The organism is Ensifer sp. Root558, from assembly GCF_001427045.1.
In the GTDB taxonomy this organism is placed as follows: Bacteria; Pseudomonadota; Alphaproteobacteria; order Rhizobiales; family Rhizobiaceae; genus Ensifer; species Ensifer adhaerens.
In genome coordinates this window covers 44,419-64,767 of the sequence record NZ_LMGC01000006.1, presented here as the reverse complement: position 1 = coordinate 64,767, position 20,349 = coordinate 44,419, and the positions used below count along the sequence as shown (strand labels likewise).

Sequence of the window (20,349 nt, the reverse complement as noted above, 5' to 3'; positions counted from 1 at the left end):
GCCAATTCCGATTCCGGCAGGGCCTATGCACGGTTTGCATTTGCCCGGCCCGCCTGCATTGCGTTAGGCCGGCGGGGAAAAAGGGTGCGGTTCCCGCACCCAATGTCTATGGTCCGTCGGCGACTATCCATGAGTCGCACTTGTGGACAACAGGTTGAGAAGGCGATCCAGAATTGGCGACGCAAGCGAAAATCCCGGTCTTTGACGGACATAACGACGTGCTGTCGCGGCTCTGGCGTTCGCCGGGCGGCGCTGCCGAGCGCCGCTTCCTCGATGGCGTCGATACCGGGCATATCGATCTCGACAAGGCCGCGGCGGGTGGCCTTGCCGGCGGCCTCTGCGCCGTCTACGTCGCCTCGCCCGGCCTTGCCAAGGATGGCAGCGGCGAGTTTGCAACGCCCGATCAACAAAGCGCACTCGAAGCCACGCTCGGCATGACGAGCCTGCTGATGCGGATCGAACGCCAGTCGGAGGGCCGGCTGAAGATTTGCCGCAGTGCTGCCGATATCCGCGCCGCCATGGACAAGGGTGCCTTTGCCTCGGTGCTGCACATCGAGGGTATCGAGGCGGTCGGCGCCGATCTCGACGCGCTCTATGTGCTTCACGCCGCGGGTCTGCGCACGCTCGGCCCCGTCTGGAGCCGGCCGAACCTCTTTGCCTATGGCGTTCCCTTCCGCTTTCCCTCTTCACCCGATATCGGTCCAGGCCTCAGCGAGGCCGGCAAGGATCTCGTGCGCGCCTGCAACGAGCTGAAGATCATGCTTGATCTCTCGCACATGAACGAGCAGGGCTTCTGGGACATCGCCGCGCTGTCGCAGGCGCCGCTCGTCGCCTCCCATTCCAACGTGCACGCGCTCTGCCCGCATAGCCGCAACCTGACGGACCGTCAGCTCGACGCGATCAGGGACACCGGCGGTTTGGCCGGCATCAACTTCGGCGTCCTTTTCCTGCGCGCGGACGGGACCAGGAACACGGATACGCCGCTCTCGCTCCTTGTCGACCACATCGACTATATCGTCGAGCGTATCGGTATCGATCATGTGGCGCTCGGCTCTGACTTCGACGGTACGGCCATCCCTGCTGCGATGCGCAGCGCGGCCGATCTGCCGCTGCTCGTCGACCTGCTGCGCACCCGCGGCTATGACGATGCGGCACTCGTAAAGATCTGCCACGGCAACTGGATCCGCGTGCTGGAGACAACCTGGGGCGGGTGAGCGCCGCGCTCAGCCGCGAAGGACGTTAGGTCCTTGAAGCGATCGGCAAGCCTTCGAGCAGCACGCTGATCGCGCAATCGACGACGGCCGATCGCCGATCCCTGGCAAAAAGCCCATACTGGACGGCAAACGGCTTCGGTACGGCTGACGAGGCGGGCAGCGCCCGCATCGTGCCCGCGCGTATCGCGTCCGGCGGAAGCAAACCAATGCCGAGCCCGTTCTCGATCGCGGCCTGCAGCGCCGTGATGCTCTGGCTGGTAAAAGTGATCCGGTGTTCCCGGCCCTGGTCGGCCAAGGTCTCGATCATGCGTCGGCGCCAGAGGCAGGGTGCGGCGAAGGCAACAAGGTCGACCGGTCGGGTCTCGTCGAAGGCGTAGTCCGTCGCGCAGACCCATTGCAGCTCCACATTCCAGGTGGTGAGGGCGTCGGCTGTGATCACGGAGGTCGGCACGACCATGATATCGAGGTCGCCTTCAGGCCAGGTCTTTCCAAGCGCCACGCATTGCTCGACCACCACGTCGAGCCGGATCTCCTGGTAGCCGCGCCGCAGTCGACCGAGCGCTTCGGGCAGCGCCGTCGTTGCCACTTCCTCGGCCAGCCCGACCCGCACGCCACCGCTCAGGTCAGCCTGCCGCAGCCGCGCCGCCGCTTCGTCGCCAAGCGCGAGCATGCGCGTGGCGTATCCGAGGAACAATTCGCCTTCGGGTGTCGGCACGACGCCGCGACCGGTGCGGGTGAAGAGTTGTCGGCCGAGCAGATCTTCGAGCCGGCGCATCTGCATGCTCAGCGCCGATTGCGTGCGGCCGGTCTGGGTGGCGACGCGGTTCAGGCTACCCTGCCGGCAGACCGCGACGAAGCTGCGAAGGAGGTCGATGCCAATCTGGTCAGATATCATGAAGTTTGAACTCTGTTGTCATTGATATCAGTCTACACGGGTAACTCACGCATCGCTATCTGTCAGATGTGATCAGCGAGGAAGGCGAGGCAGCATCAGGCAGATCGGCATCGGCCGCCGCCTGGAGGCTGCCAGGACCAGCCAACTCAACCAGAGGACCAGATCCATGAAAGCTATCCGCGTGCATCAGCACGGCGGGCCCGATGTGCTCGCCTACGAAAATTTCGAACTCGGCGAACCCGGCCCGGGGGAAGTGCGCGTGCGCAACCGGGCGATCGGCGTCAACTTCGTCGACATCTATTTGCGCAGCGGCGCCTACCCGCCGCCGCAGCTTCCATTCATCCCAGGTAAGGAGGGAGCCGGAGAGGTGGTCTCTGTCGGGCCCGATGTCGAGGGCTTCAAGCCGGGTGACCGCGTTGCCTATGCCGAGGCGCTCGGAGCCTATGCCGAGGAACACAATGTGCCGGCCCGTGTCCTCGTGCATCTGCCTGAGGATATCGACTTCGAGACGGGTGCGGCGATGATGCTGAAAGGGCTGACGGCGCAATATCTGTTGCGTCGCACCTTCCGGGTCGAGGCCGGCCACACCCTCCTCGTTCATGCGGCCGCGGGCGGTGTCGGCCTGATCCTGACGCAATGGGCGAAACATCTTGGGGCAAAGGTCATTGGCACCGTCGGTTCGCCGGAGAAGGCCGAACTGGCGCGGGCCAATGGTGCGGACTACGTGATCGACTACGGCAAGGAGAACTTTGCAACGCGCGTGCTCGAAATCACCGAAGGCGAGGGGGTCGACGTCGTCTACGACAGCATCGGCAAGGCGACGTTCGAAGGTTCGCTCGACAGCCTGCGCCCCTTCGGTCATTTCGTCAGTTTCGGCGCCGCTTCCGGCTCGATCCCTCCCTTCGACATCACGACGCTGGCGCAGAAGGGATCGCTTTATGCCACCTGGCCGCTGTTACCGGCGCATCTATCGCGACGCGAGGACGTGCTGGCGATGAGCAAGGATCTCTTCGACGTTGTCGCGCGCGGCGCGGTCAATATCCGCGTGCACGCGCGACTGCCATTGGCCGAGGCAGCCGAGGCGCATCGTCGGCTCGAAGGACGCCAGACGACAGGCGCCTTGGTGCTCCTGCCGTAAGGCCAGCGATGGGGCGATATGTTCTAAGAACTCGTGGCGGCGCTGGCTGTGGCGCCCGTCACTTGCCTTCGGCGATCCCCTCGAGCCGGTTCTCGGCCCGGGTCACGGCGAGGCTGTCGGTGGGGCTTCCTGAGGGCGCTCCGTCGCCGAAGACGTCCATGGTGCAGGTGTGCAGGATCGTGGTCGGCTCACTGGTGTGGTTCCACATCGTATGGGTGCGCAGCGACGGGAAATGAGCGGAATCGCCCGCTTCGAGAACCATCGCTTCGCCGTCCACCTCCAGCGTCAACGCTCCCTTCAGGATGAAGAAGATTTCCTCTCCCTCATGCGACATTGGCTCGCTGCGATGGCCGGGCGGCTCGTGGATAATAGTGCTTCTGAGCACGTTGCCGGGAAAGGAGGCGGAGAGCCGCTCATAGGAGACGGCCTTGCCGCTTTCTCCGCCGAGCCCATAGACCGGACGGTGTTCGCGCCGGGTAAATGGCGTCGCCACCTTCGGCGGATTGAGGAAGCTGCCGGCCTCGACTTTCAAGGTCCGGCAGACAGCGATCAGCGAGGTCAGCGACGGGACGGTGATGCCGCGCTCGATCTGCGAGATGAAGCCGACGGAAAAACCGGCCTCGTCGGCGACCTCTTGAAGCGTCATCTTCAGGGCCTTTCGCCGTTGGCGCAGGCGATCGCCGAGCGGCGGCGTTTCTGCCTCGCCGGTCGAAGCGCCGCTGGCATGGTCCGTCGTCACTGTCTGTCCCCTTCTCGTCTCTCCTCAAGCTAGGGCGCGGCCCGATTTCCTGTCAATCGTTTTTAGATATCCTAAAAATATCGGTTGCGCCCGAAAGGTCGGCTCGGGGTGAATAGCGCGAGATCGGTCAGTTGCTGCGCGGCTGTTCGACGGTCGCCGCCACGATGCGGCGCACGAGCGGAAGAACCACGAGCAGGCTCGGAAAGGCGACCAGCCAGGAGAAAGCCCAGGCCTTGATCCATAGTGCGAGAATATCGGGATGGATGCCGTTGCCGATGGCCGTCGAGACGAAGGAGACGATGCCCGACATCAGGACGGAAAGAACAAGCGGCATGACGATGGCCTGGTATCGATGCGGAAGCTTTTTTGACATGAGGTGAACTCCGGGGGTAAGGGAATAGGTGTGGCCGCCGACCGTTAGGCCTGCGCCAGCTCGCGAATGAAACTCTCGAGATTGCGCGGTTCGCGCTGAAGAGCGGCGCGCAGCGTCAGGCTGTTTCCGCCAAGTCCGACTTCGGCATAGTGGGCGTGAACCTTGGACAGCAGCTCCAGCTGGTGGTCGGTGTATTTCGCGGCGATCGGTTTTGCCCATTCGTGAAAGCCGATGGTTGCCGCAACGATCGGCCGACCGAGCGCGGCGCTCATCATTCGGGCGATTTCCTCGCGGTTGTGCCGGCCCTCGGCGCTAAGTTCCAGCGTCGCATAGGCGAGCCGGTCCTCCGTGAGGGCAATGGCCGCGACTTCAGCGACATCACGGTAGTCGACACGGGCGATGCGCGTTGCTGTCGGAAACGGCTCGGCGAAGCTGCCGGTGGCAAGCACGCTCGCCCAGGCCGACCGCAGGTTCTGCATGAAGTTTGCCGGATGCAAAATGGTGTATTCGAGCGGCGAGGAATAGAGCGCGTCCTCCACCGGGATCTTGGCTGCATGGTTCTTCAGCCGCACATGGGTTGGCTGGATGACCGAGGAGAAAACGAACTTCCGGACGCTGGCGCGAACGGCGGCTTCGACCATCGATACGCCCATCGCCGCCTCGTCCGGCGCAAAGGCCGGGCCGATGTGGAAGACGCCGTCAGCGCCCTCAAGTGCCCGGTCAAGGCTGGTGCGCTCGCGCAGATCGCCGATCGCGATCTCCGATGCACCGAGCGATTTCGCAATCGTGCCCTGCGCTTCGTCGCGGATGAGGGCACGGACCCTGGCGCCGCGCCGCGCCAGTTCGGGAAGGACAAGGCCGGCGAAGCGGCCGGTGGCACCGACGACAAGGATCGTGTTGGAGCGCTGGTTCATGGGGTCTGCCTTTCGAGCCGTCGTGATGTGACGATCTCAAGCTAGTGCTGCACAACAATGCGGACAATCGACGCAAAATGTGATTTATTCTCCAGCAAAACGGGATTATCGAATGAGCCGCATCGAAGATCTGGAGGCCTTTCTGGCCATCGTCGAGCAGGGGAGCCTGACGGCCGCGGCGAAACGCCTGGGCAGACCGCTCCAGACCATCAGCCGGTCGCTCGCCATGCTCGAAGCCGATGTCGGTGTCGAGCTGGTGCATCGCACGACCCGCCGCTCAATGCCGAGCGAGGCGGGCGAGAGCTTTTATCTGCGCATCAAGCCTGCGGTGGAGGAGATACACGACGCGCGCGAGGAGGCCGCACAGCGGCGCTCCGAGCCGTCAGGCGTGCTGCGCCTTGGGGCGCCCAATCTGTTTGCGCCGCGGTTCCTGATACCTGTGATCGCCGAGTACATGGCGAAATATCCGGAAGTCGAGGTCGATCTCGACCTCTCCGATGCCTTCGTCGATCTGGCAGCGAGCGGACTCGATCTGGTCTTGCGGATCGGCGATCTGCAGGATTCTGGCCTGACCGGCAAGCGCCTGGGCGCGCTTCGCCGCGTCGTCTTCGGCTCGCCCGCCTATTTTGCGAGCTTCGGCCGGCCGTCTCATCCGCAGGAACTCGCTGCGCATCGTTGCGTCACGCGCACGGGCGACGAGCGACCCGGCGTCTGGATGTTCAGCATCGACGGGCGGGCTCGCGCCGTCAAGGTGAGCGGCGGGTTTCGCACCAACTCGATGAATGCGATTTATGCGGCGGTGGAGCAGGGCCTCGGCCTTGGCTTTTCGCCGCTCTGGCAGATCAAACATCTGATCGATGCCGACAAGGTCGAAACCGTGCTTGAAGACTTCGAGCCGGCCCCGGTGCCGATCCATGCGCTGTGGTTGGAAGGGCGGACCCCATCTGCAAAGATCCGCCGCTTTCTCGATCTGCTCGGCGCGCGGTTGAAGCTCGACCGCCTCTGAAGGGCTTGGGCTGCGCCGCCCCGTGAAAAGCCGCCTATTTCGCGAATTTCTTGGCGCCGGCAACGCAGAGCACGATCGCGCCGGTCGCGGCCAGCATGCTCCAGCTGACCGGCTCGCCGAGAAGTGTTGCAGCGAGTGCCAGGCCGAAGAAGGGCTGCAGCAACTGCAACTGTCCGACGCCGGCGACGCCGCCGAGCGCAAGGCCGCGATACCAGAAGACAAAGCCGACGAGCATGCTGAAGAGCGAGACATAGGCAAGGCCCGCCCAGGCGCCGTTGGTGACGGCTGCGAAGGAGGCCGGCAGCGTGAAGAGCGTCAGCGCCAGCATGATCGGCAAGGACAGGACCAGCGCCCAGCAGATCACCTGCCAGCCGCCAAGCTTGCGCGAAAGGCTGGCGCCTTCGGCATAGCCGAGGCCGCAGACAATGATGGCGCCGAGCATCAGGAGGTCGCCGACGGGCGATGCGGCAAAGCCCTGCACCAGCGCGAAACCGACGACCGCGGCGCTGCCGAGCGAGGAAAAGAACCAGAAGGCTGGGCGCGGCCGCTCGCCGGCACGAAGCACGCCGAAGATCGCGGTTGCCAATGGCAGAAGTCCGACGAAGACGATCAGATGCGCCGAGGTGACGTGCTGCAAGGCCAGCGCGGTTAGCAGCGGAAAGCCGAGCACGACGCCGAAGGCGACGATTGCCAGCGAAACGAGATCGGCCTTCGCCGGTCGCGGCTGGCGGAAGATGAGAAGCAGCAAGAGGCCGAGCAGGCCGGCGATCGCCGCGCGCGCGACTGTCAGAAACACCGGATCAAAGTCCATCACTGCGACGCGGGTCGCTGGCAATGATCCGCTGAAGATCAGCACCCCGAGAAAACCGCTCATCCAACCGTCTGCCGTCTTGTCCATAGCATTCTCCTTTTTCGTCTGTATCCGTCGAACGGACTGGCTCTGCCAGATACAATGCGGTACAGTTTTGCAAAACTGTATTGGATGTATGAGCAGTACGGATGACGGTTCAGGAGTTGGAGCTCGGCAGCGAAACGCTGCTCGAAGGCGTGATGTCGACGATCCGGCAGCGGATCGCCGGGCGTGTCCTAACGCCGGGGGCGAAGCTTCCGTCGATCCGCGCCTTCGCCAACACCATGCGCGTTTCGAAATCCACCGTCGTCGAAGCCTATGAACGGCTGGTGGCCGAAGGTGTCATTCGCTCGAAGCCCGGCGCCGGCTTCTTCGTGGCGGCGCCGCTGGCGCCTCTGTCTTTGGCCGAGATCGGTCCGCGGCTCGACCGGGCCGTCGATCCGCTGTGGGTGTCGCGCCAGGCGCTGGAAACGGGCGATAGCGTGCTGAAGCCCGGCTGCGGCTGGCTGCCGCCGAGCTGGATGCCGGAAACTGCAATCCGCCGTGCTCTTAAATCGGCATCCAAGCTGGAGGCGAGCGGGCTGACGGACTACGGAACGCCGCTTGGCCATCGGCCCTTACGCCAGCTTCTGGCGCGGCGTCTCGGCGAGCACGGTGTCGAGGCATCGCCCGACCAGATCATCCTGACGGAATCCGGGACGCAGGCGATCGATCTGCTCTGCCGCTTCCTGATTGAGCCAGGCGATACGGTCGTGGTCGACGACCCCTGCTATTTCAATTTCCATGCTCTGCTGCGCGCCCATCGGGCAGAGGTCGTAAGCGTGCCCTATACGCCTTCGGGGCCCGATCTCGAGAAATTCGCTGAGGTTCTCGCAACCCACCGGCCGCGGCTCTACATCACCAATTCCGGGCTTCACAATCCGACAAGCGCCACGCTCTCGCCGGTCGTTGCCCATCGTCTGCTGAAGCTCGCCGAACAGGCCGGGCTGACGATCGTCGAGGACGATATCTTCGCCGATTTCGAGCATACGCCGGCGCCGCGGCTTGCCGCCTTCGACGGGCTCGAGCGTGTCGTGCAGATCGGCAGCTTCTCCAAGACTCTCTCGGCCTCCATCCGCTGCGGCTTCATCGCCGCGCCGCGGGGGTGGATCGAGGGGCTGGTCGACCTGAAGATCGCCACCACGTTCGGTGGGCCGAGCCTTGCGGCGGAGCTGGTTTTTGCGATGCTCAAGGACGGCAGCTACCGCAAGCACATGGAGGCACTGCGCGAGCGCCTGGCACGGTCGATGAACGAGACGGCGGCGCGGCTCGGGGAGATCGGCATCACGCCATGGATCGAGCCGCAGGCCGGCATGTTTCTCTGGTGCCGTTTGCCCGATGGCATCGACGCGGCCGAGGTGGCGCAGAAATCACTGCAGCAGGAAATCGTGCTGGCGCCCGGCAACGTCTTTTCTCACGCCGGAACCGCCAACGGCTTCATGCGCTTCAATGTTTCCCAGTGCGAGGACGCGCGGCTGTTCAAGGTCCTGCCCGCGATCATGCGCCAATGCGTCGTCGGGCGCTGAAGTTGACCTGTCCGGTTCATTGCGCCACTGCACGTTTTGCAGGCAATCGCCGGCATCTACTGACGCTGGATCTTTGACCGCAGACTTGCCGCCCTGCTTTGCCGCGGAGTCGGGCAGGTTTTGCCTATTTTTTGTGCGAATCGCTGCTTCCTTGCGCTGTGCCATCGGTTCGGCCGCGCTCGCACCTGCCCCTAGTGACCCTTTTTTCTGGATTCTCGACGCTTAATTCGAGTTGGCACGATTAATGCTTCTTAACGCTCATCGGTCGTCGGGCAGCCAGTCTGGATTGCCCAACCGCTTCGGAACCAAGCCATTCCTGGCGTCATGTGAGAGAACGAAATGACAAAGTTTAAGCTCGAATACATCTGGCTCGACGGTTACAAGCCCACCCCGAACCTGCGCGGCAAGACCCTGATCAAGGAATTCGATGCTTTCCCGACGCTGGAACAGCTGCCCTTCTGGGGCTTCGACGGTTCGTCGACGATGCAGGCCGAAGGCAGCAGCTCGGACTGCGTGCTGAAGCCGGTCGCCGTCTATCCGGATCCGGAGCGCAAGAACGGCGTTCTCGTCCTTTGCGAAGTCATGATGCCGGATGCCAAGACGCCGCATCCGTCCAACACCCGCGCTACGGTTCTGGATGACGACGGCGCCTGGTTCGGTTTCGAGCAGGAATACTTCTTCTATCAGAACGGCCGCCCGCTCGGCTTCCCGGATGCCGGTTACCCCGCGCCGCAGGGCCCCTACTACTGCGGCGTCGGCTTCAGCAACGTTGGTGACGTGGCCCGCAAGATCGTCGAAGAGCATCTCGACATCTGCCTGGCTGCCGGTATCAACCATGAAGGCATCAATGCGGAAGTCGCCAAGGGCCAGTGGGAATTCCAGGTGTTCGGCAAGGGCTCGCGCAAGGCTGCCGACGAAATCTGGCTTGCCCGCTACCTGCTGCAGCGCCTGACCGAAAAGTACGGCATCGACGTCGAATACCACTGCAAGCCGCTCGGCGACACCGACTGGAACGGCTCGGGCATGCACGCCAACTTCTCGACCGCCTACATGCGCGAAGTCGGTGGCAAGGAATACTTCGAAGAGCTGATGGCTGCTTTCGCCGAAGCTCGTGCCGACCACATCGCCGTCTACGGCCCGGACAACCACATGCGCCTGACCGGCAAGCACGAAACCGCTTCGATCCACCAGTTCAGCTACGGTGTTGCTGACCGTGGTGCGTCGATCCGCGTTCCGCACAGCTTCGTCAACAACGACTACAAGGGCTATCTCGAAGATCGCCGCCCGAACTCCAAGGGCGACCCCTACCAGATCGCTTCGCAGATCCTGAAGACGATCTCCACCGTTCCGACCGACGTCGAAAAGCGCGAAGCCGCCTGATTTTATGGCCCGGCGCACGAGGGCGCCGGGCCAAAAATCGACGGGGTTGCGCTTTTCGCGACCAAACAAAAACGCCCCGCGGTAAGCGGGGCGTTTTTGTTTTAGCCAGTCGGTGGGCGGCTCAGGCCGCGCGCACGAAATGATCGGGCTCGACCTCGCGGATTGTCTCCTGGGTCGCCGCCGAACGCCGGCGCGTTTCATCGGCTTCGGCTGAGCTCACCTGCGCGTTCGGATCGTCGAAGCGGATGTCCGGATCCGGCACAGCCGAGAGCAGCAGCTTGGTATAGGGATGGGCCGGGTTGTCGATGACCTTGCCGGTGTTGCCCCATTCGACGATCTGGCCTGCATACATCACCGCGATATCCTCGGCGACGTAGCGGGCCGTCGCGATGTCGTGGGTGATGTAAAGCAGGCCGAGATTCATCTCGCGCTTCATTTCGCTCAAGAGATTGAGCACGCCGAGCCGCACGGAAACGTCGAGCATCGAGGTCGGCTCGTCGGCGACGATGACTTCGGGCTTGGCCGCGAGCGCCCGGGCGATGTTGACGCGCTGGCGCTGGCCACCGGAAAGTTCGTGGGGGTACTTCGGCGCGACGATCTCAGGATCGAGCTTCACCTGCCGAAGCAGGGCCTTGATCTCTTCGTCGACCGCCGCACCCCTGATGTCAGCACGATGCAGCATCAGCGGCCGCTTCAGGTGGTAGGCGATGGTGTGGGCCGGATTGAGCGAAGCGAAGGGATCCTGGAAGATCATCTGCACCGAGCGGCGATAGTCGGCGATTTCCTTGGATCCGGCCGCGTCGACGGGCTTGCCCTTATAGAGCAGCCGTCCTTCGCTCGGCTCGTATTCGCGCATGGCGATGCGGGCGCAGGTGGTCTTGCCGCTGCCGGATTCGCCAACGACGGCAAGCGCCCGGCCCGCATGCAATGAGAACGAGATAGCCCTCGCCGCGCGCACGGCGGCGGGGCCATTGCCGAAGGTCTTGCTGACCTTGTCCAGGGTAAGAATGGGTGCGGACATGCCGGTCATCGAAGAACGCCTCCGTGCAGCGAGGGGAAGGAGGCCCAGAGCTTCTTGGTATAGTCGTGCTCCGGTGTCCGGTAGATGGCGTCGGCGGTGCCCTGTTCGACCAGCTTGCCGCCGAGCATGATGCCGATGCGGTCGCAGAACTGCACCATCAGCCCGAGGTCGTGGGTAATGAAGAGCACGGCAAAACCGAGCTTGCGCCGGAGTTCGTTGATCCGCTGCAGGATTTCGCGCTGCACCACCACGTCGAGCGCCGTCGTCGGCTCGTCCATGACGATCAGCCGCGGATCGAGCGCAAGGCAGATGGCGATGACGATGCGCTGGCGCATGCCGCCGGAAAACTGGTGCGGATAATCGCGCATCCGGTCCGGCGAGATATCGACGAGCTTGAGCATCTCGGCGGTGCGATCACGCGCCTGTGCGCGGGTGATGCGCTTGTGCGTCTTCAAGACGTCGTAGAACTGCTGTTCGATGCGCAGCACCGGGTTCAGTGAGTTCATTGCGCTCTGGAACACCATCGCCACTTCGCGCCAGCGGAAGTCGGCGAGATCCTTCTGGTCGAGGTCGAGCACGTCGCGGCCGTCGAGCAGGATGGCGCTTTCCTTGCGGATCAGCGCCGGCGGCTTGTGCAGCCGGCTGATGGCAAAGGCGATCGTGCTCTTGCCGCAGCCGGATTCGCCGGCAAGGCCGAAGACCTCACCGGGGGCAACGTCGAAGCTGACATTGTCGACGGCGCGGAAATCGTTGGTCTCGCCAATGTAATCGATGGTCAGGTTCTTGACCGAAAGCAAAGGTGCGGTCACAGGCGGCCCTCCCCGGAACGGATGAGCGCGGACCAGCGGCCGAGCCGGTTGCCGGTGCGAAGCCGCGGATTGGCGATTTCGTCGACGGCGAAGTTGAGCAGCGACAGGCCAATGCCGAGGAAGGCGAGCGCGAAGCAGGGCGTCAGGATGTCCCACCAGGCGCCGACCGAAAGGGCGGAGGCCTTCTGCGCCGCATAGAGCATCGTGCCCCAGGAAACGACCTTGGGATCGCCGAGGCCCAGGAACTCGAGCGTCGCCTGGGTGATGATCGCGAAAATCACACTGCCGATGAAGTTGATGCCGACGATCGAGATGAGGTTGGGGAAGATTTCGAAGGTCATGATGCGCCAGCGTGGCTCGCCCATCATCTCGGCGGATTTCACATAGTCCTTCTGTTTGACCGACAGCGTCTCTGCGCGGGTGACACGGGCACCCCAGGCCCAGGACGTGCAGCCGAGAATGAGCGCGATGACCCACGGACTTGCCTGGCCGATGAAGGCGGCGAGCACGAGCAGCAGCGGCAGGTTCGGCACGACCAGCACCATGTTGGTGAAGAAGCTGATGACCTCGTCGATCTTGCCGCCGCGATAGCCGGCGATGATGCCGAGTGCTGTGCCAACAATGGTGATCAGAAGCCCGGCGCCGAAGCCGACGGCGAGCGACGTGCGTGCGCCGTAGATGAGGCGGGCGAAGACGTCCTGGCCGATACGGGTGGTACCGAGCCAGTGCTCGAGCGACGGTGACTGATGCGGCCGTCCGACGCGCGCGCCCGGGTCATAGGAGGTCAGCAAGGGGGCTGCGATCGCGACAGCCAGGATGAAGGCGACGATCAGCGCGCCGACCATGGCCTTGCGGTTGTGGATGAGCGGAAAGGAGGAGGTTTTCATATCACGCCCTCTTCAGTCGCGGGTCGAGCAGCACGTAGCTGACGTCGACGATGAAATTGGCAATGAGCATGGTGGCGGTCATGATCAAGAGCTGTCCCTGGATGACGGGGTAATCGCGGGCGAGGATCGCCTGGTAGAGAATGTTGCCGAGGCCCGGATAGTTGAACACCACCTCGGTCACCAGCGAGCCGCCGAGCACAGTGCCGATGGCGATGGCAAGGCTCGAGACGGTCGGCAGCAGGGCGTTGCGCGCCGCATACCAGATCATCACGCGGGTGTCGGAGAGCCCCTTCGCGCGGGCCATGACGATGTAGTCTTCGCCGAGCAGGTTGATCATGTTGTTGCGCATGGTCACGGCGAAGCCGCCGGTCAGAACCGCGCAAAGCGTCAGCATCGGCAGGATGCCGTGGTAGAGGATGCTGCCGATATATTCGAACGTGAAGGCGGGATCGAGCGCCGGATCGGCGGCATAGCCGGTCGGGAACCAGCCAAGCGTGAAGCCGAAGGTGAAGACGACGATCAGCGAGGTGACGACGGCGGGAACCGAGGTCGCGAAGATCGCGCCGACGGAAACGATGACGTCGAACAGGCTGCCACGGCGCCAGGCCGCGAGAATGCCGAGGAAGGTGCCGAGCGCGAAACTGACGATGGTGGCAGTTCCCATCAGACCGACGGTCCAGACGAGTGCGTTGCCGAGCACGGTGGTCACCGGCAGCGGGAAATACTTGATGGAACGGCCGAGGTCGCCGCTGAAGATGCTGCCGAGATAGGTGAGGTACTGCTGCCAAAGGGGGCCATCGACGAAGCCGAAGGTGAGTTTCAGGGCCTGCAGGCTTTCGGGCGGCAGTTCAGCGCCGGCGCTCGAAAACATGATCTGCACCGGATCACCGGGCATCAGCCGCGGCAGGAAAAAGTTGATCGTCGCCGCTGCGACGAAGGCCGCCAGATAGAAGCAGAGGCGGCGAAGCAAAAAGGCCATCGGGAACTCCATCGACTGCGGCTGCCGCAAGAGCGCGTCAGGCGGCAGGGCTGTCTTCTTGTCGAACCGCCCGTGGAGACTGACCCCAAGGACGATTGCGTGGCGGACGAAAAGCGCCCGCCACCGTTGCCGATCGAGATGCGGCGCCCTCCCGGATCGTCGTCCGAAAGGGCGCCGCGCCTTCGATCAGGGATCACTTCACCGGTTCAAGCGCCAGCAGGTGCAGAAGACGCGCCGGGTTGTTGCGGGTGATCGACGGGTTGACGAAGGGGTTTTCCGCCGTCGCCCAGCCCTTGAAGCGCTTGGTGTTGTACTGGTACCAGTTCGGGTTGTTGAACACCGGGATCATCGGCATGTTTTCGGCGACGATGCGCTGTGCCTTGTTCATCGCTTCCTTCTGCTTGGCCGGGTCGGCGGTCTGGGTGAACTCGGTCAGAAGCGCTTCGACATCCGGATTGAACCAGCGTTGCGAGGTAAAGCGGGTCTTGCCCTTGTCCGACGCGCTGAAGGCGCGCTTGTAGGGGTAGTAGGGCGAGGCCGATGCCGGCAGGCTGTTGATCGCCGCATCGAAGGTGCCGTTGATGAGGTTGCCGGTCCAGACCGCTTCCTCGGGCGTCTCGATCTTGGCGTCGAGGCCGACGGCCTGCAGGCCCTCGACGGCCATCGTCACCGTGTCGATCCAGTCGGTCCAGGAGCTCGGAACGATGATCGAGAACGAGATCTTGCTGCCATCCGGGTTGTCGCGGAAGCCGTCGCCGTCCTTGTCGGCGTAGCCGGCCTCGTCGAGCAGCGCCTTGGCGGCATCCGCATCGTACTTGCCGTACTTGCCGAAATCGGCCGCGACTGACGGATCGGCCCAGCTCTTGTAGAGCTCGCCCATTCCTGCCGGGTCTTCGTTGAGCGTCGGGTAGCCGTAGCCGGCGACGTCGACCATGGTGCCGCGGTCAAGCGCCATCGAGGCGGCACGGCGGAACTTCACGTCGTTGAAGGCCTTGCGGTTGTTTTCGTTCGCCGTTTCCTGGTTGAACAGGAAGGCGACCATGCTGCTTGGCGAATACCAGAAGTGGAAGTGTTCCGGATCCTTGGCGACATAGACGTTCTCGATATCCGGGATGAAGGAGACGCCCCAGTCGAGCGTGCCCGACGCGGTCGCCGTCAGGATCTGGTTATTGTCGGCAAGCTGCGGGAAGCGCACGCAGTCGACCTTGAGCGTTGCTGCGTCCCAGTAGTGCGGGTTGCGGCACTGGTCGTAGGTCTGGCCGGTGAAGCGCGGGATTTCGGTCAGCGGACCGCTGCCGACGGGCGCCTCGTTGGCGTAGGTGACCGGCTCGGCAATGTCCTTCCAGACGTGCTCGGGCACGATCGGCAGCTGCGCCAGCTGTTCGGCTGCAAGCGAGCTCGGATTGGCGAGCGTGAAGCGCACGGTCTCAGCGTCCACGGCCTCGACACCGGTGATGAAGGTCCAGATGCTGACGAAGTCGAGCGCCGGGAACTTCTTCAGGTAGTCGTAGGTGAACTTGACGTCGGCCGCCGTCAGCGGCTTGCCGTCGGACCACTTGAGGTTTGGACGAAGCTTGAACTCGATCGACTTCAGGTCGTCCGAGAGCTTGAAGCTTTCGGCCAGCCGGAAGACCGGCTTGTTGCCGTCGAAGCGGTTGAAGACGACCAGCGGCTCGTAGATGAAGTCGAGCGTGCTCTGGCGCGCCGAGGTCTGGTTGAACGGGTTGAAGTTGCGAACCCAGGTGGTCGCCGGCTCGATATTAGCCGTCAGCACGGTCTGTGCCGCCGCCGGGCCGGCGATGAGGGCGAGCGCGGTCGCTGCGCCGAGAAGCGATTTTTTCACGGTAGTTCCCCTTTTAGATCGCTAGGATTTCTTGTTTCGGTCAGGCCACGAGGGCGCTGTTGAACATGTCCTCGACTTCCGCATGCACGGCGCGCACATCGACCTTGAGCGTGCCGAGCCGGGCGTTGGCGGCGTCGATGCGTTTCTGCGCGGCGGCGGTCAGCGGGCTTGCCGCCTTGGCTGCCGCTTCGCTTTCGGCGAGATCACCATGGCTGTGGAGCGCGATGTCGAAGCCGGCATCGAGCACCTGGCGAACACGCTCCGGCAGGGTGCCGCGCAGCGATTCCATGAAGATGCAGTCGGAGATGAGGACGCCGTCATAGCCCATGTTTTTGCGGATGACGTCGTGCATGATCGGCGAGATGGACGCCGGCAGTTCCTTGTCGAAGGCCGAGTAAACGACGTGGGCGACCATGGCCCAGGGCGTGTCGCGCAGGGCGACGAAGGGCTTGAAATCGGTGGACGTCAGCAATTCACGCGAGGCGTCGACGACCGGGCGCTCCTTGTGCGAATCGAGCGTCGCGCGGCCATGGCCGGGAATGTGCTTCATGATCGGCATGTTGCCGGTCTCGAGCAGGCCGTCGACCACTTCGCGGCCGAGTGCGGCGATGAAGTCCGGGTCGGCGCCGAAGGCGCGGGCGCCAATGACGGAGCTCGTCGTCGAGAAGACGAGGTCGAGCACCGGCGAGCAGCCGCTCGTCAGGCCAAGATCGGTCATCATCGTGCCCATGGCCTGGCTTGACAGGCGCAGGGCCTTCTTGCCGAGGGCAAAGTCACGGCGGGCGAGTTCGGCGAATTCGCCGAAGGAGCGGAACAGCGGCCAGGGGCCGGCGTCGAGATGCTGAACGCGTCCGCCTTCCTGGTCGGTGAAGACGGGAGCGTCTTCGCGGCCGACGGCTTCGCGGAAGCGTTCGATCAGAGCCTTTGCCTGCTGCGGATCACGCAGGTTACGGCGGCCAACGAAGAGACCGAGCGGGTTGGTTTCGCGAAACAGGGCGAACTCGTCGTCCGAAAGCGTAGGGTTCGGAAGACCGACAAAAAGGGCGAGGGGTGTCGAGGACATTCAGAGGCTCCGAGATTGGAATTATTTGGAGGGGCGGCGCAGCATGCCCTGGTAGATCCCCTTGTCGGGGGCGGGGATCGGCACGGCGCCCACGGTCTTTGCGTAGAAATCGACCGGGCCGGCGTCGCCAATGAAGGCATAGGCGTGGCCAAGCGTCTTCATGGTGTCGAGGCAGTCGGAAAGCAGGGCGACGCCGATGCCCTTGCCGCGGGCGACGGGATCGACGCCAGTCGGGCCGAAGAAGCCGGGAGCGGTCGTGTCGTAGCAGGCGAAGCCGACGAGCTTGCCGTCGTCAACCGCGATAAGACAGGCGACGGGCCTGCGCGTGAAGGCGACAGTCACCTCGCTTGCCCAGTTCTCGCTGAAATTCTCCCGAACCCAGCCGACGACCAGGCCCATTTCCGGCGGCAAGGCGGGACGGATCGTCACCTTGTCAGTTTTTGTTCTGCGCTTGAGTTCACCGATCGGCGAATACAAGCTCACCAGCATGTCAGGCATATGCTCCTCCACATATTCCTTTATTAAGGAATTGCTGCCTTTGTAATGCAATAGATGGAGCCAACCGGACCGGCTTGTCAATCGCCAATCGTCAGTTTTGGGGGTCTATCTGCGTTCAGCAGGTGCCTATGTGAGCCGATGAAACGTTTCCACGGCCGTTCGCGATGCATAAATTCACGCGATCGTGCATTGCGTGGATGCGGAACAACGGTCGAGCAAGAGAGCGAGCCGGTGCGCGGCCGCGGAAATTGCACATTTGTACAACTTTGTTCTTGAGTTGTTCGAAGTATATTTTGATTTACAAAAACACTAAGTATGGATGTATACGCTTATAGCGTGTGCGCCCGGAGAATATTTCGACCTTTTCGCGCGCAATCAAGTATTTCTTGAGAGGAAAAGTATCGTTTCCCGTTTGCACCGGCCTGGTTCGTTGGCCGTGCCGACCGGCTACTCCGCTGGACGCGTCAGGATGAAAAGCGCGGGAAGCGCCATTGCGGCTGCGACGATAGCGGCGAGCGAGAGGCTCGGATTGCCGAAGAAAAGGAAGAGGCCGAAGCTGGCGGCCATCAGGCTGACCGCACCGGTCTTGGCCCGCCGGGATATCGCCCCCTTTTCGCGCCACAGCCGAAGTGGGGCCCCGAAGACCCGGTGGTTGAGCAGCCATTGCTCCAGCCGGGGCGAGGCGCGGGCAAAGAGCCCGGCTGCCAGCAACAGGAACGGCGTCGTCGGCAGGATCGGAAGAAAGGCGCCGATGACGCCGAGGCCGACCATCAGCCATGCGAGGCAAAGATAGAGAAGGCGAAGCGCGGGGTTCACCGGAGGGCTCCAGGCTGTGTCATGCTTCGGATGCCTCGGCGATCACGACCGTTGCGGTCTCGAGCGGAGGCCAGCGGCGAAGTGCTTCGGCGCCCTGTTCCGACAGCGCGTAGATGCCGCGGTCGACCCGCTCGAACCAGCCATAGACGTTGCTGAGCAGGATTTTGGCGGCATCGGGTGCTACCGGGCGCAGATCGCGCGGGCGCTGCTGGCCGACTTGCAGGGCGGCAGCGCAGGCGAGCGCCTGCTGCCGATACGCGGTCATGATCGGTGTGCGCGTGGCGCCACCCGCGGTCGGATCGCCCTTGCGGCGGCGATGCTCGCTGATCAGGCGCGCTCTTTTCCTGTTGTTCTTGCGCGGCATCACCGCGGAAGCCGCGAGAATAACATCGACCATGCCATTGTCGGCGACCGCCAGCATCCCGAAGCCGAGCCGGCGGCAGAGATCGCGGAAACGCCGGTCACTCTCCCGCCCCTTGCCCTTGGCCGAAACACGGGCGGCGACCCACACCTCGTCGCCCGCGGTGGCGCGATCGACCGCCTGCAGGATCAATTCGAGGTTGAAGCTCAGCTTCAGTTCGCACACGACCACCAGCGGCGGTTCGTCGTCGCTGAGCGCGACGATATCGCAGCCGCCGATCTCGCCCTTGACGCTGTAGCCGCGGGTTTCGAGGAAGCTCTTGATCGGTTGGTAGAGGGTCGTCTCCAAACCCAAAAATCCTGTTCTGCTGAAACCGGAAGGCGCCACGAAGGCAGCCTCGAATTGGCGGCGAAGCGTTGCCGCTCAAATGAACATCTAGCAGATACCGCCGATCGCCGCCGTTGTCATCCCGTCGCAGCCGAGAGGCCGCCGGCGTCCTGTGCTCTGACGTGCGGACCCGCTGGCTCAGTAGAGGCCTTCGCTTCGTGCTAACCTTGTGTTGTGCTATCATGCGGCGCGTGGCCCTCTTCGCAGGTGTCGAGCATGCGAGGTTCTGACGACGGATGTTGCGAACCCTCACGCTGTTGTTTTTGTTGATCTTGTCCTTCGCGTTTCCAGCTTCGTCGCGGGCCGAAAACGATCGGGTCGCCTTGGTGCTGCATGTCAACGGCGCCATCGGTCCGGCGACCGCCGAATATGTCAGGCGTGGCCTGACGAAGGCGGAAGAGCGCCGCCTGCCGCTGGTGGTCCTGCAGGTGGATACGCCCGGCGGCCTCGACACCTCGATGCGCGAGATTATCCGCGCGATCCTTGGCTCGCCCATACCCGTCGCAACCTACGTTGCGCCGAGCGGCGCGCGGGCGGCGAGCGCCGGCACTTACATCCTTTATGCCAGCCACATAGCGGCGATGGCGCCGGGAACGAACCTCGGCGCCGCGACGCCGATTGCGATCGGTGGCGACATGTTCGGTGAGGGTAAGGACGGCGACAAACAGCCGGCGGCGCAGAGCCCGGGCGAGGCAAAAATGGTCAACGATGCCGTGGCCTATATCCGCGGGCTGGCGGAGTTGCGCGGGCGCAATGCCGACTGGGGCGAAAAGGCGGTGCGAGAGGCTGCAAGCCTCTCGGCCGAGGCCGCCGTCCGGGAAAAGGCCGTCGATTTCACCGCGACCGACGTTGCCGATCTCCTGAAGCAGGCGAACGGGCGGACGGTGCGCGTGGGGCAGCGAGAGATCGTGCTCGATACCGCAGGTCTTACGACCGAGGACTTCGTGCCCGACTGGCGCACCCGGCTGCTTTCAGTGGTCACTGATCCCAATATCGCGGTCATCCTGATGATGATCGGCATCTACGGCTTGATCTTCGAGTTCCTGTCGCCGGGGTCGGTGGCGCCGGGAACGATCGGCGGCGTCTGCCTGTTGCTCGGGCTCTATGCGCTTTCGGTGCTGCCCGTCAGTTATGCCGGCATAGGGCTGATCATGCTCGGGATCGGATTGATGGTCGCCGAGGCGCATTCGCCATCCTTCGGCGTGCTCGGCGCCGGCGGCAGTTTTGCACTGGTTCTGGGCGCGGCCATTCTCTTCGATACGGATACGCCGGGTTTTGGGGTTTCCTGGTCCGTGCTGGCGGCGCTTGCGGTTGCAAGCCTCGGTTTTAGCCTTCTGGTCGCTCGGCTCGCCTTCAGTTCGAGCCGCCACGCGGTGGTGACCGGCAGCGAACAGATGATCGGCCTTGCCGGCACGGTCGAAAATTGGACCGGCGCGGCCGGTTACGTCATCGCCCATGGCGAGCGCTGGCAGGCCGTCAGCACGGAGACGCTGTCGAGGGGCGAGAACGTGAAGGTCATCGGGCGGAACGGACTGACGCTCGAAGTGATCCGCGACGGACCAAAGACATAGCGCCCGCGGATCGGGTGAGGGCGCGGTGAAGGCGCCCGGA

At 63.6% G+C, this 20,349-nt stretch carries 20 protein-coding genes; 6 read left to right on the top strand and 14 right to left on the bottom strand.

The window, feature by feature from the left end; translation table 11 throughout:
* Positions 1 to 173: 173 nt before the first annotated feature.
* The gene (locus tag ASD63_RS09725) at positions 174 to 1,214 is read left to right on the top strand and encodes a dipeptidase (protein WP_060519933.1); all 1,041 of its coding nucleotides are present in this window, start codon (positions 174 to 176) and stop codon (positions 1,212 to 1,214) included.
* 25 nt (positions 1,215 to 1,239) lie between these two features.
* On the opposite strand, the gene ASD63_RS09720 is transcribed toward ASD63_RS09725, so the two are convergent.
* Positions 1,240 to 2,109 (bottom strand): LysR substrate-binding domain-containing protein, encoded by an 870-nt coding sequence (locus ASD63_RS09720; RefSeq protein WP_060529131.1) that lies wholly within the window; start codon positions 2,107 to 2,109, stop codon positions 1,240 to 1,242.
* A gap of 166 nt (positions 2,110 to 2,275) precedes the next feature.
* Between ASD63_RS09720 and ASD63_RS09715 the strand changes: the two genes are divergently transcribed.
* Positions 2,276 to 3,247: a quinone oxidoreductase gene (locus ASD63_RS09715; protein WP_034790126.1), complete on the top strand. Its 972-nt coding sequence runs from the start codon at positions 2,276 to 2,278 to the stop codon at positions 3,245 to 3,247.
* Positions 3,248 to 3,305: 58 nt separating this feature from the next.
* On the opposite strand, the gene ASD63_RS09710 is transcribed toward ASD63_RS09715, so the two are convergent.
* The 3 genes from ASD63_RS09710 to ASD63_RS09700 all read right to left on the bottom strand — a co-directional run bounded on the left by ASD63_RS09710 (position 3,306) and on the right by ASD63_RS09700 (position 5,273).
* A complete protein-coding gene (locus ASD63_RS09710) occupies positions 3,306 to 3,986 on the bottom strand; it encodes an XRE family transcriptional regulator (protein WP_063891316.1) in 681 nt (226 codons plus the stop codon).
* A 127-nt stretch (positions 3,987 to 4,113) separates the two neighbouring features.
* Positions 4,114 to 4,359: a DUF2798 domain-containing protein gene (locus tag ASD63_RS09705; protein WP_034790124.1), complete on the bottom strand. Its 246-nt coding sequence runs from the start codon at positions 4,357 to 4,359 to the stop codon at positions 4,114 to 4,116.
* A 44-nt stretch (positions 4,360 to 4,403) separates the two neighbouring features.
* Positions 4,404 to 5,273 carry an NmrA family NAD(P)-binding protein gene (locus tag ASD63_RS09700; RefSeq protein WP_034790122.1) on the bottom strand — a complete coding sequence of 290 codons (870 nt, stop codon included), beginning with the start codon at positions 5,271 to 5,273 and terminating at the stop codon, positions 4,404 to 4,406.
* A gap of 112 nt (positions 5,274 to 5,385) precedes the next feature.
* On the opposite strand from ASD63_RS09700, the gene ASD63_RS09695 reads away from it, so the two are divergent.
* Positions 5,386 to 6,279 (top strand): LysR family transcriptional regulator, encoded by an 894-nt coding sequence (locus ASD63_RS09695; protein ID WP_034790120.1) that lies wholly within the window; start codon positions 5,386 to 5,388, stop codon positions 6,277 to 6,279.
* A 34-nt stretch (positions 6,280 to 6,313) separates the two neighbouring features.
* Here the strand turns inward: ASD63_RS09695 and ASD63_RS09690 are convergent, their stop codons facing one another.
* A complete protein-coding gene (locus ASD63_RS09690) occupies positions 6,314 to 7,177 on the bottom strand; it encodes a DMT family transporter (RefSeq protein ID WP_034790119.1) in 864 nt (287 codons plus the stop codon).
* 101 nt (positions 7,178 to 7,278) lie between these two features.
* Between ASD63_RS09690 and ASD63_RS09685 the strand changes: the two genes are divergently transcribed.
* Both ASD63_RS09685 and ASD63_RS09680 read left to right on the top strand, forming a co-directional pair.
* The gene (locus ASD63_RS09685; protein WP_060519928.1) at positions 7,279 to 8,694 is read left to right on the top strand and encodes a PLP-dependent aminotransferase family protein; all 1,416 of its coding nucleotides are present in this window, start codon (positions 7,279 to 7,281) and stop codon (positions 8,692 to 8,694) included.
* Positions 8,695 to 9,033: 339 nt separating this feature from the next.
* On the top strand, positions 9,034 to 10,074 hold the full coding sequence (locus tag ASD63_RS09680) for a glutamine synthetase beta-grasp domain-containing protein (RefSeq protein ID WP_034790086.1): 1,041 nt from the start codon (positions 9,034 to 9,036) through the stop codon (positions 10,072 to 10,074).
* Positions 10,075 to 10,195: 121 nt separating this feature from the next.
* On the opposite strand, the gene ASD63_RS09675 is transcribed toward ASD63_RS09680, so the two are convergent.
* From ASD63_RS09675 to ASD63_RS09635, 9 genes are all read right to left on the bottom strand, one after another.
* Positions 10,196 to 11,095: an ATP-binding cassette domain-containing protein gene (locus ASD63_RS09675; protein WP_034790305.1), complete on the bottom strand. Its 900-nt coding sequence runs from the start codon at positions 11,093 to 11,095 to the stop codon at positions 10,196 to 10,198.
* Positions 11,096 to 11,100: 5 nt separating this feature from the next.
* Entirely contained in the window at positions 11,101 to 11,904 is an 804-nt protein-coding gene (locus ASD63_RS09670; RefSeq protein WP_034790084.1) for an ABC transporter ATP-binding protein, read from the bottom strand.
* Entirely contained in the window at positions 11,901 to 12,791 is an 891-nt protein-coding gene (locus ASD63_RS09665; protein ID WP_034790082.1) for an ABC transporter permease, read from the bottom strand. The genes ASD63_RS09670 and ASD63_RS09665 overlap by 4 nt, the downstream gene beginning before the upstream one ends.
* 1 nt (position 12,792) lies before the next feature.
* Positions 12,793 to 13,770 (bottom strand): ABC transporter permease, encoded by a 978-nt coding sequence (locus tag ASD63_RS09660; RefSeq protein ID WP_060529168.1) that lies wholly within the window; start codon positions 13,768 to 13,770, stop codon positions 12,793 to 12,795.
* Between the two features lie 193 nt (positions 13,771 to 13,963).
* A complete protein-coding gene (locus ASD63_RS09655) occupies positions 13,964 to 15,613 on the bottom strand; it encodes an ABC transporter substrate-binding protein (RefSeq protein ID WP_060529130.1) in 1,650 nt (549 codons plus the stop codon).
* A gap of 40 nt (positions 15,614 to 15,653) precedes the next feature.
* Positions 15,654 to 16,676 (bottom strand): glycoside hydrolase family 3 N-terminal domain-containing protein, encoded by a 1,023-nt coding sequence (locus ASD63_RS09650; RefSeq protein WP_060529129.1) that lies wholly within the window; start codon positions 16,674 to 16,676, stop codon positions 15,654 to 15,656.
* 21 nt (positions 16,677 to 16,697) lie between these two features.
* Positions 16,698 to 17,174 carry a GNAT family N-acetyltransferase gene (locus tag ASD63_RS09645; RefSeq protein WP_060529128.1) on the bottom strand — a complete coding sequence of 159 codons (477 nt, stop codon included), beginning with the start codon at positions 17,172 to 17,174 and terminating at the stop codon, positions 16,698 to 16,700.
* Between the two features lie 447 nt (positions 17,175 to 17,621).
* Complete coding sequence (locus ASD63_RS09640) at positions 17,622 to 17,990, bottom strand: YbaN family protein (RefSeq protein ID WP_082572828.1); 369 nt, start codon at positions 17,988 to 17,990, stop codon at positions 17,622 to 17,624.
* Positions 17,991 to 18,009: 19 nt separating this feature from the next.
* Complete coding sequence (locus ASD63_RS09635; protein WP_060519920.1) at positions 18,010 to 18,699, bottom strand: DUF2161 family putative PD-(D/E)XK-type phosphodiesterase; 690 nt, start codon at positions 18,697 to 18,699, stop codon at positions 18,010 to 18,012.
* A gap of 275 nt (positions 18,700 to 18,974) precedes the next feature.
* Here ASD63_RS09635 and ASD63_RS09630 point away from each other — a divergent pair, with 275 nt between their 5' ends.
* A complete protein-coding gene (locus tag ASD63_RS09630) occupies positions 18,975 to 20,309 on the top strand; it encodes a nodulation protein NfeD (protein ID WP_060529127.1) in 1,335 nt (444 codons plus the stop codon).
* Positions 20,310 to 20,349: the final 40 nt, after the last annotated feature.

Bases quoted from the DNA above. Each gene is read 5' to 3' on its own strand.
- ASD63_RS09720 (WP_060529131.1), bottom strand. From the start codon at position 2,109: ATGATATCTGACCAGATTGGCATCGACCTCCTTCGCAGCTTCGTCGCG.
- ASD63_RS09715 (WP_034790126.1), top strand. From the start codon at position 2,276: ATGAAAGCTATCCGCGTGCATCAGCACGGCGGGCCCGATGTGCTCGCC.
- ASD63_RS09705 (WP_034790124.1), bottom strand. From the start codon at position 4,359: ATGTCAAAAAAGCTTCCGCATCGATACCAGGCCATCGTCATGCCGCTT.
- ASD63_RS09700 (WP_034790122.1), bottom strand. From the start codon at position 5,273: ATGAACCAGCGCTCCAACACGATCCTTGTCGTCGGTGCCACCGGCCGC.
- ASD63_RS09695 (WP_034790120.1), top strand. From the start codon at position 5,386: ATGAGCCGCATCGAAGATCTGGAGGCCTTTCTGGCCATCGTCGAGCAG.
- ASD63_RS09690 (WP_034790119.1), bottom strand. From the start codon at position 7,177: ATGGACAAGACGGCAGACGGTTGGATGAGCGGTTTTCTCGGGGTGCTG.
- ASD63_RS09685 (WP_060519928.1), top strand. From the start codon at position 7,279: ATGACGGTTCAGGAGTTGGAGCTCGGCAGCGAAACGCTGCTCGAAGGC.
- ASD63_RS09680 (WP_034790086.1), top strand. From the start codon at position 9,034: ATGACAAAGTTTAAGCTCGAATACATCTGGCTCGACGGTTACAAGCCC.
- ASD63_RS09675 (WP_034790305.1), bottom strand. From the start codon at position 11,095: ATGTCCGCACCCATTCTTACCCTGGACAAGGTCAGCAAGACCTTCGGC.
- ASD63_RS09665 (WP_034790082.1), bottom strand. From the start codon at position 12,791: ATGAAAACCTCCTCCTTTCCGCTCATCCACAACCGCAAGGCCATGGTC.
- ASD63_RS09660 (WP_060529168.1), bottom strand. From the start codon at position 13,770: ATGGCCTTTTTGCTTCGCCGCCTCTGCTTCTATCTGGCGGCCTTCGTC.
- ASD63_RS09650 (WP_060529129.1), bottom strand. From the start codon at position 16,676: ATGTCCTCGACACCCCTCGCCCTTTTTGTCGGTCTTCCGAACCCTACG.
- ASD63_RS09645 (WP_060529128.1), bottom strand. From the start codon at position 17,174: ATGCCTGACATGCTGGTGAGCTTGTATTCGCCGATCGGTGAACTCAAG.
- ASD63_RS09630 (WP_060529127.1), top strand. From the start codon at position 18,975: ATGTTGCGAACCCTCACGCTGTTGTTTTTGTTGATCTTGTCCTTCGCG.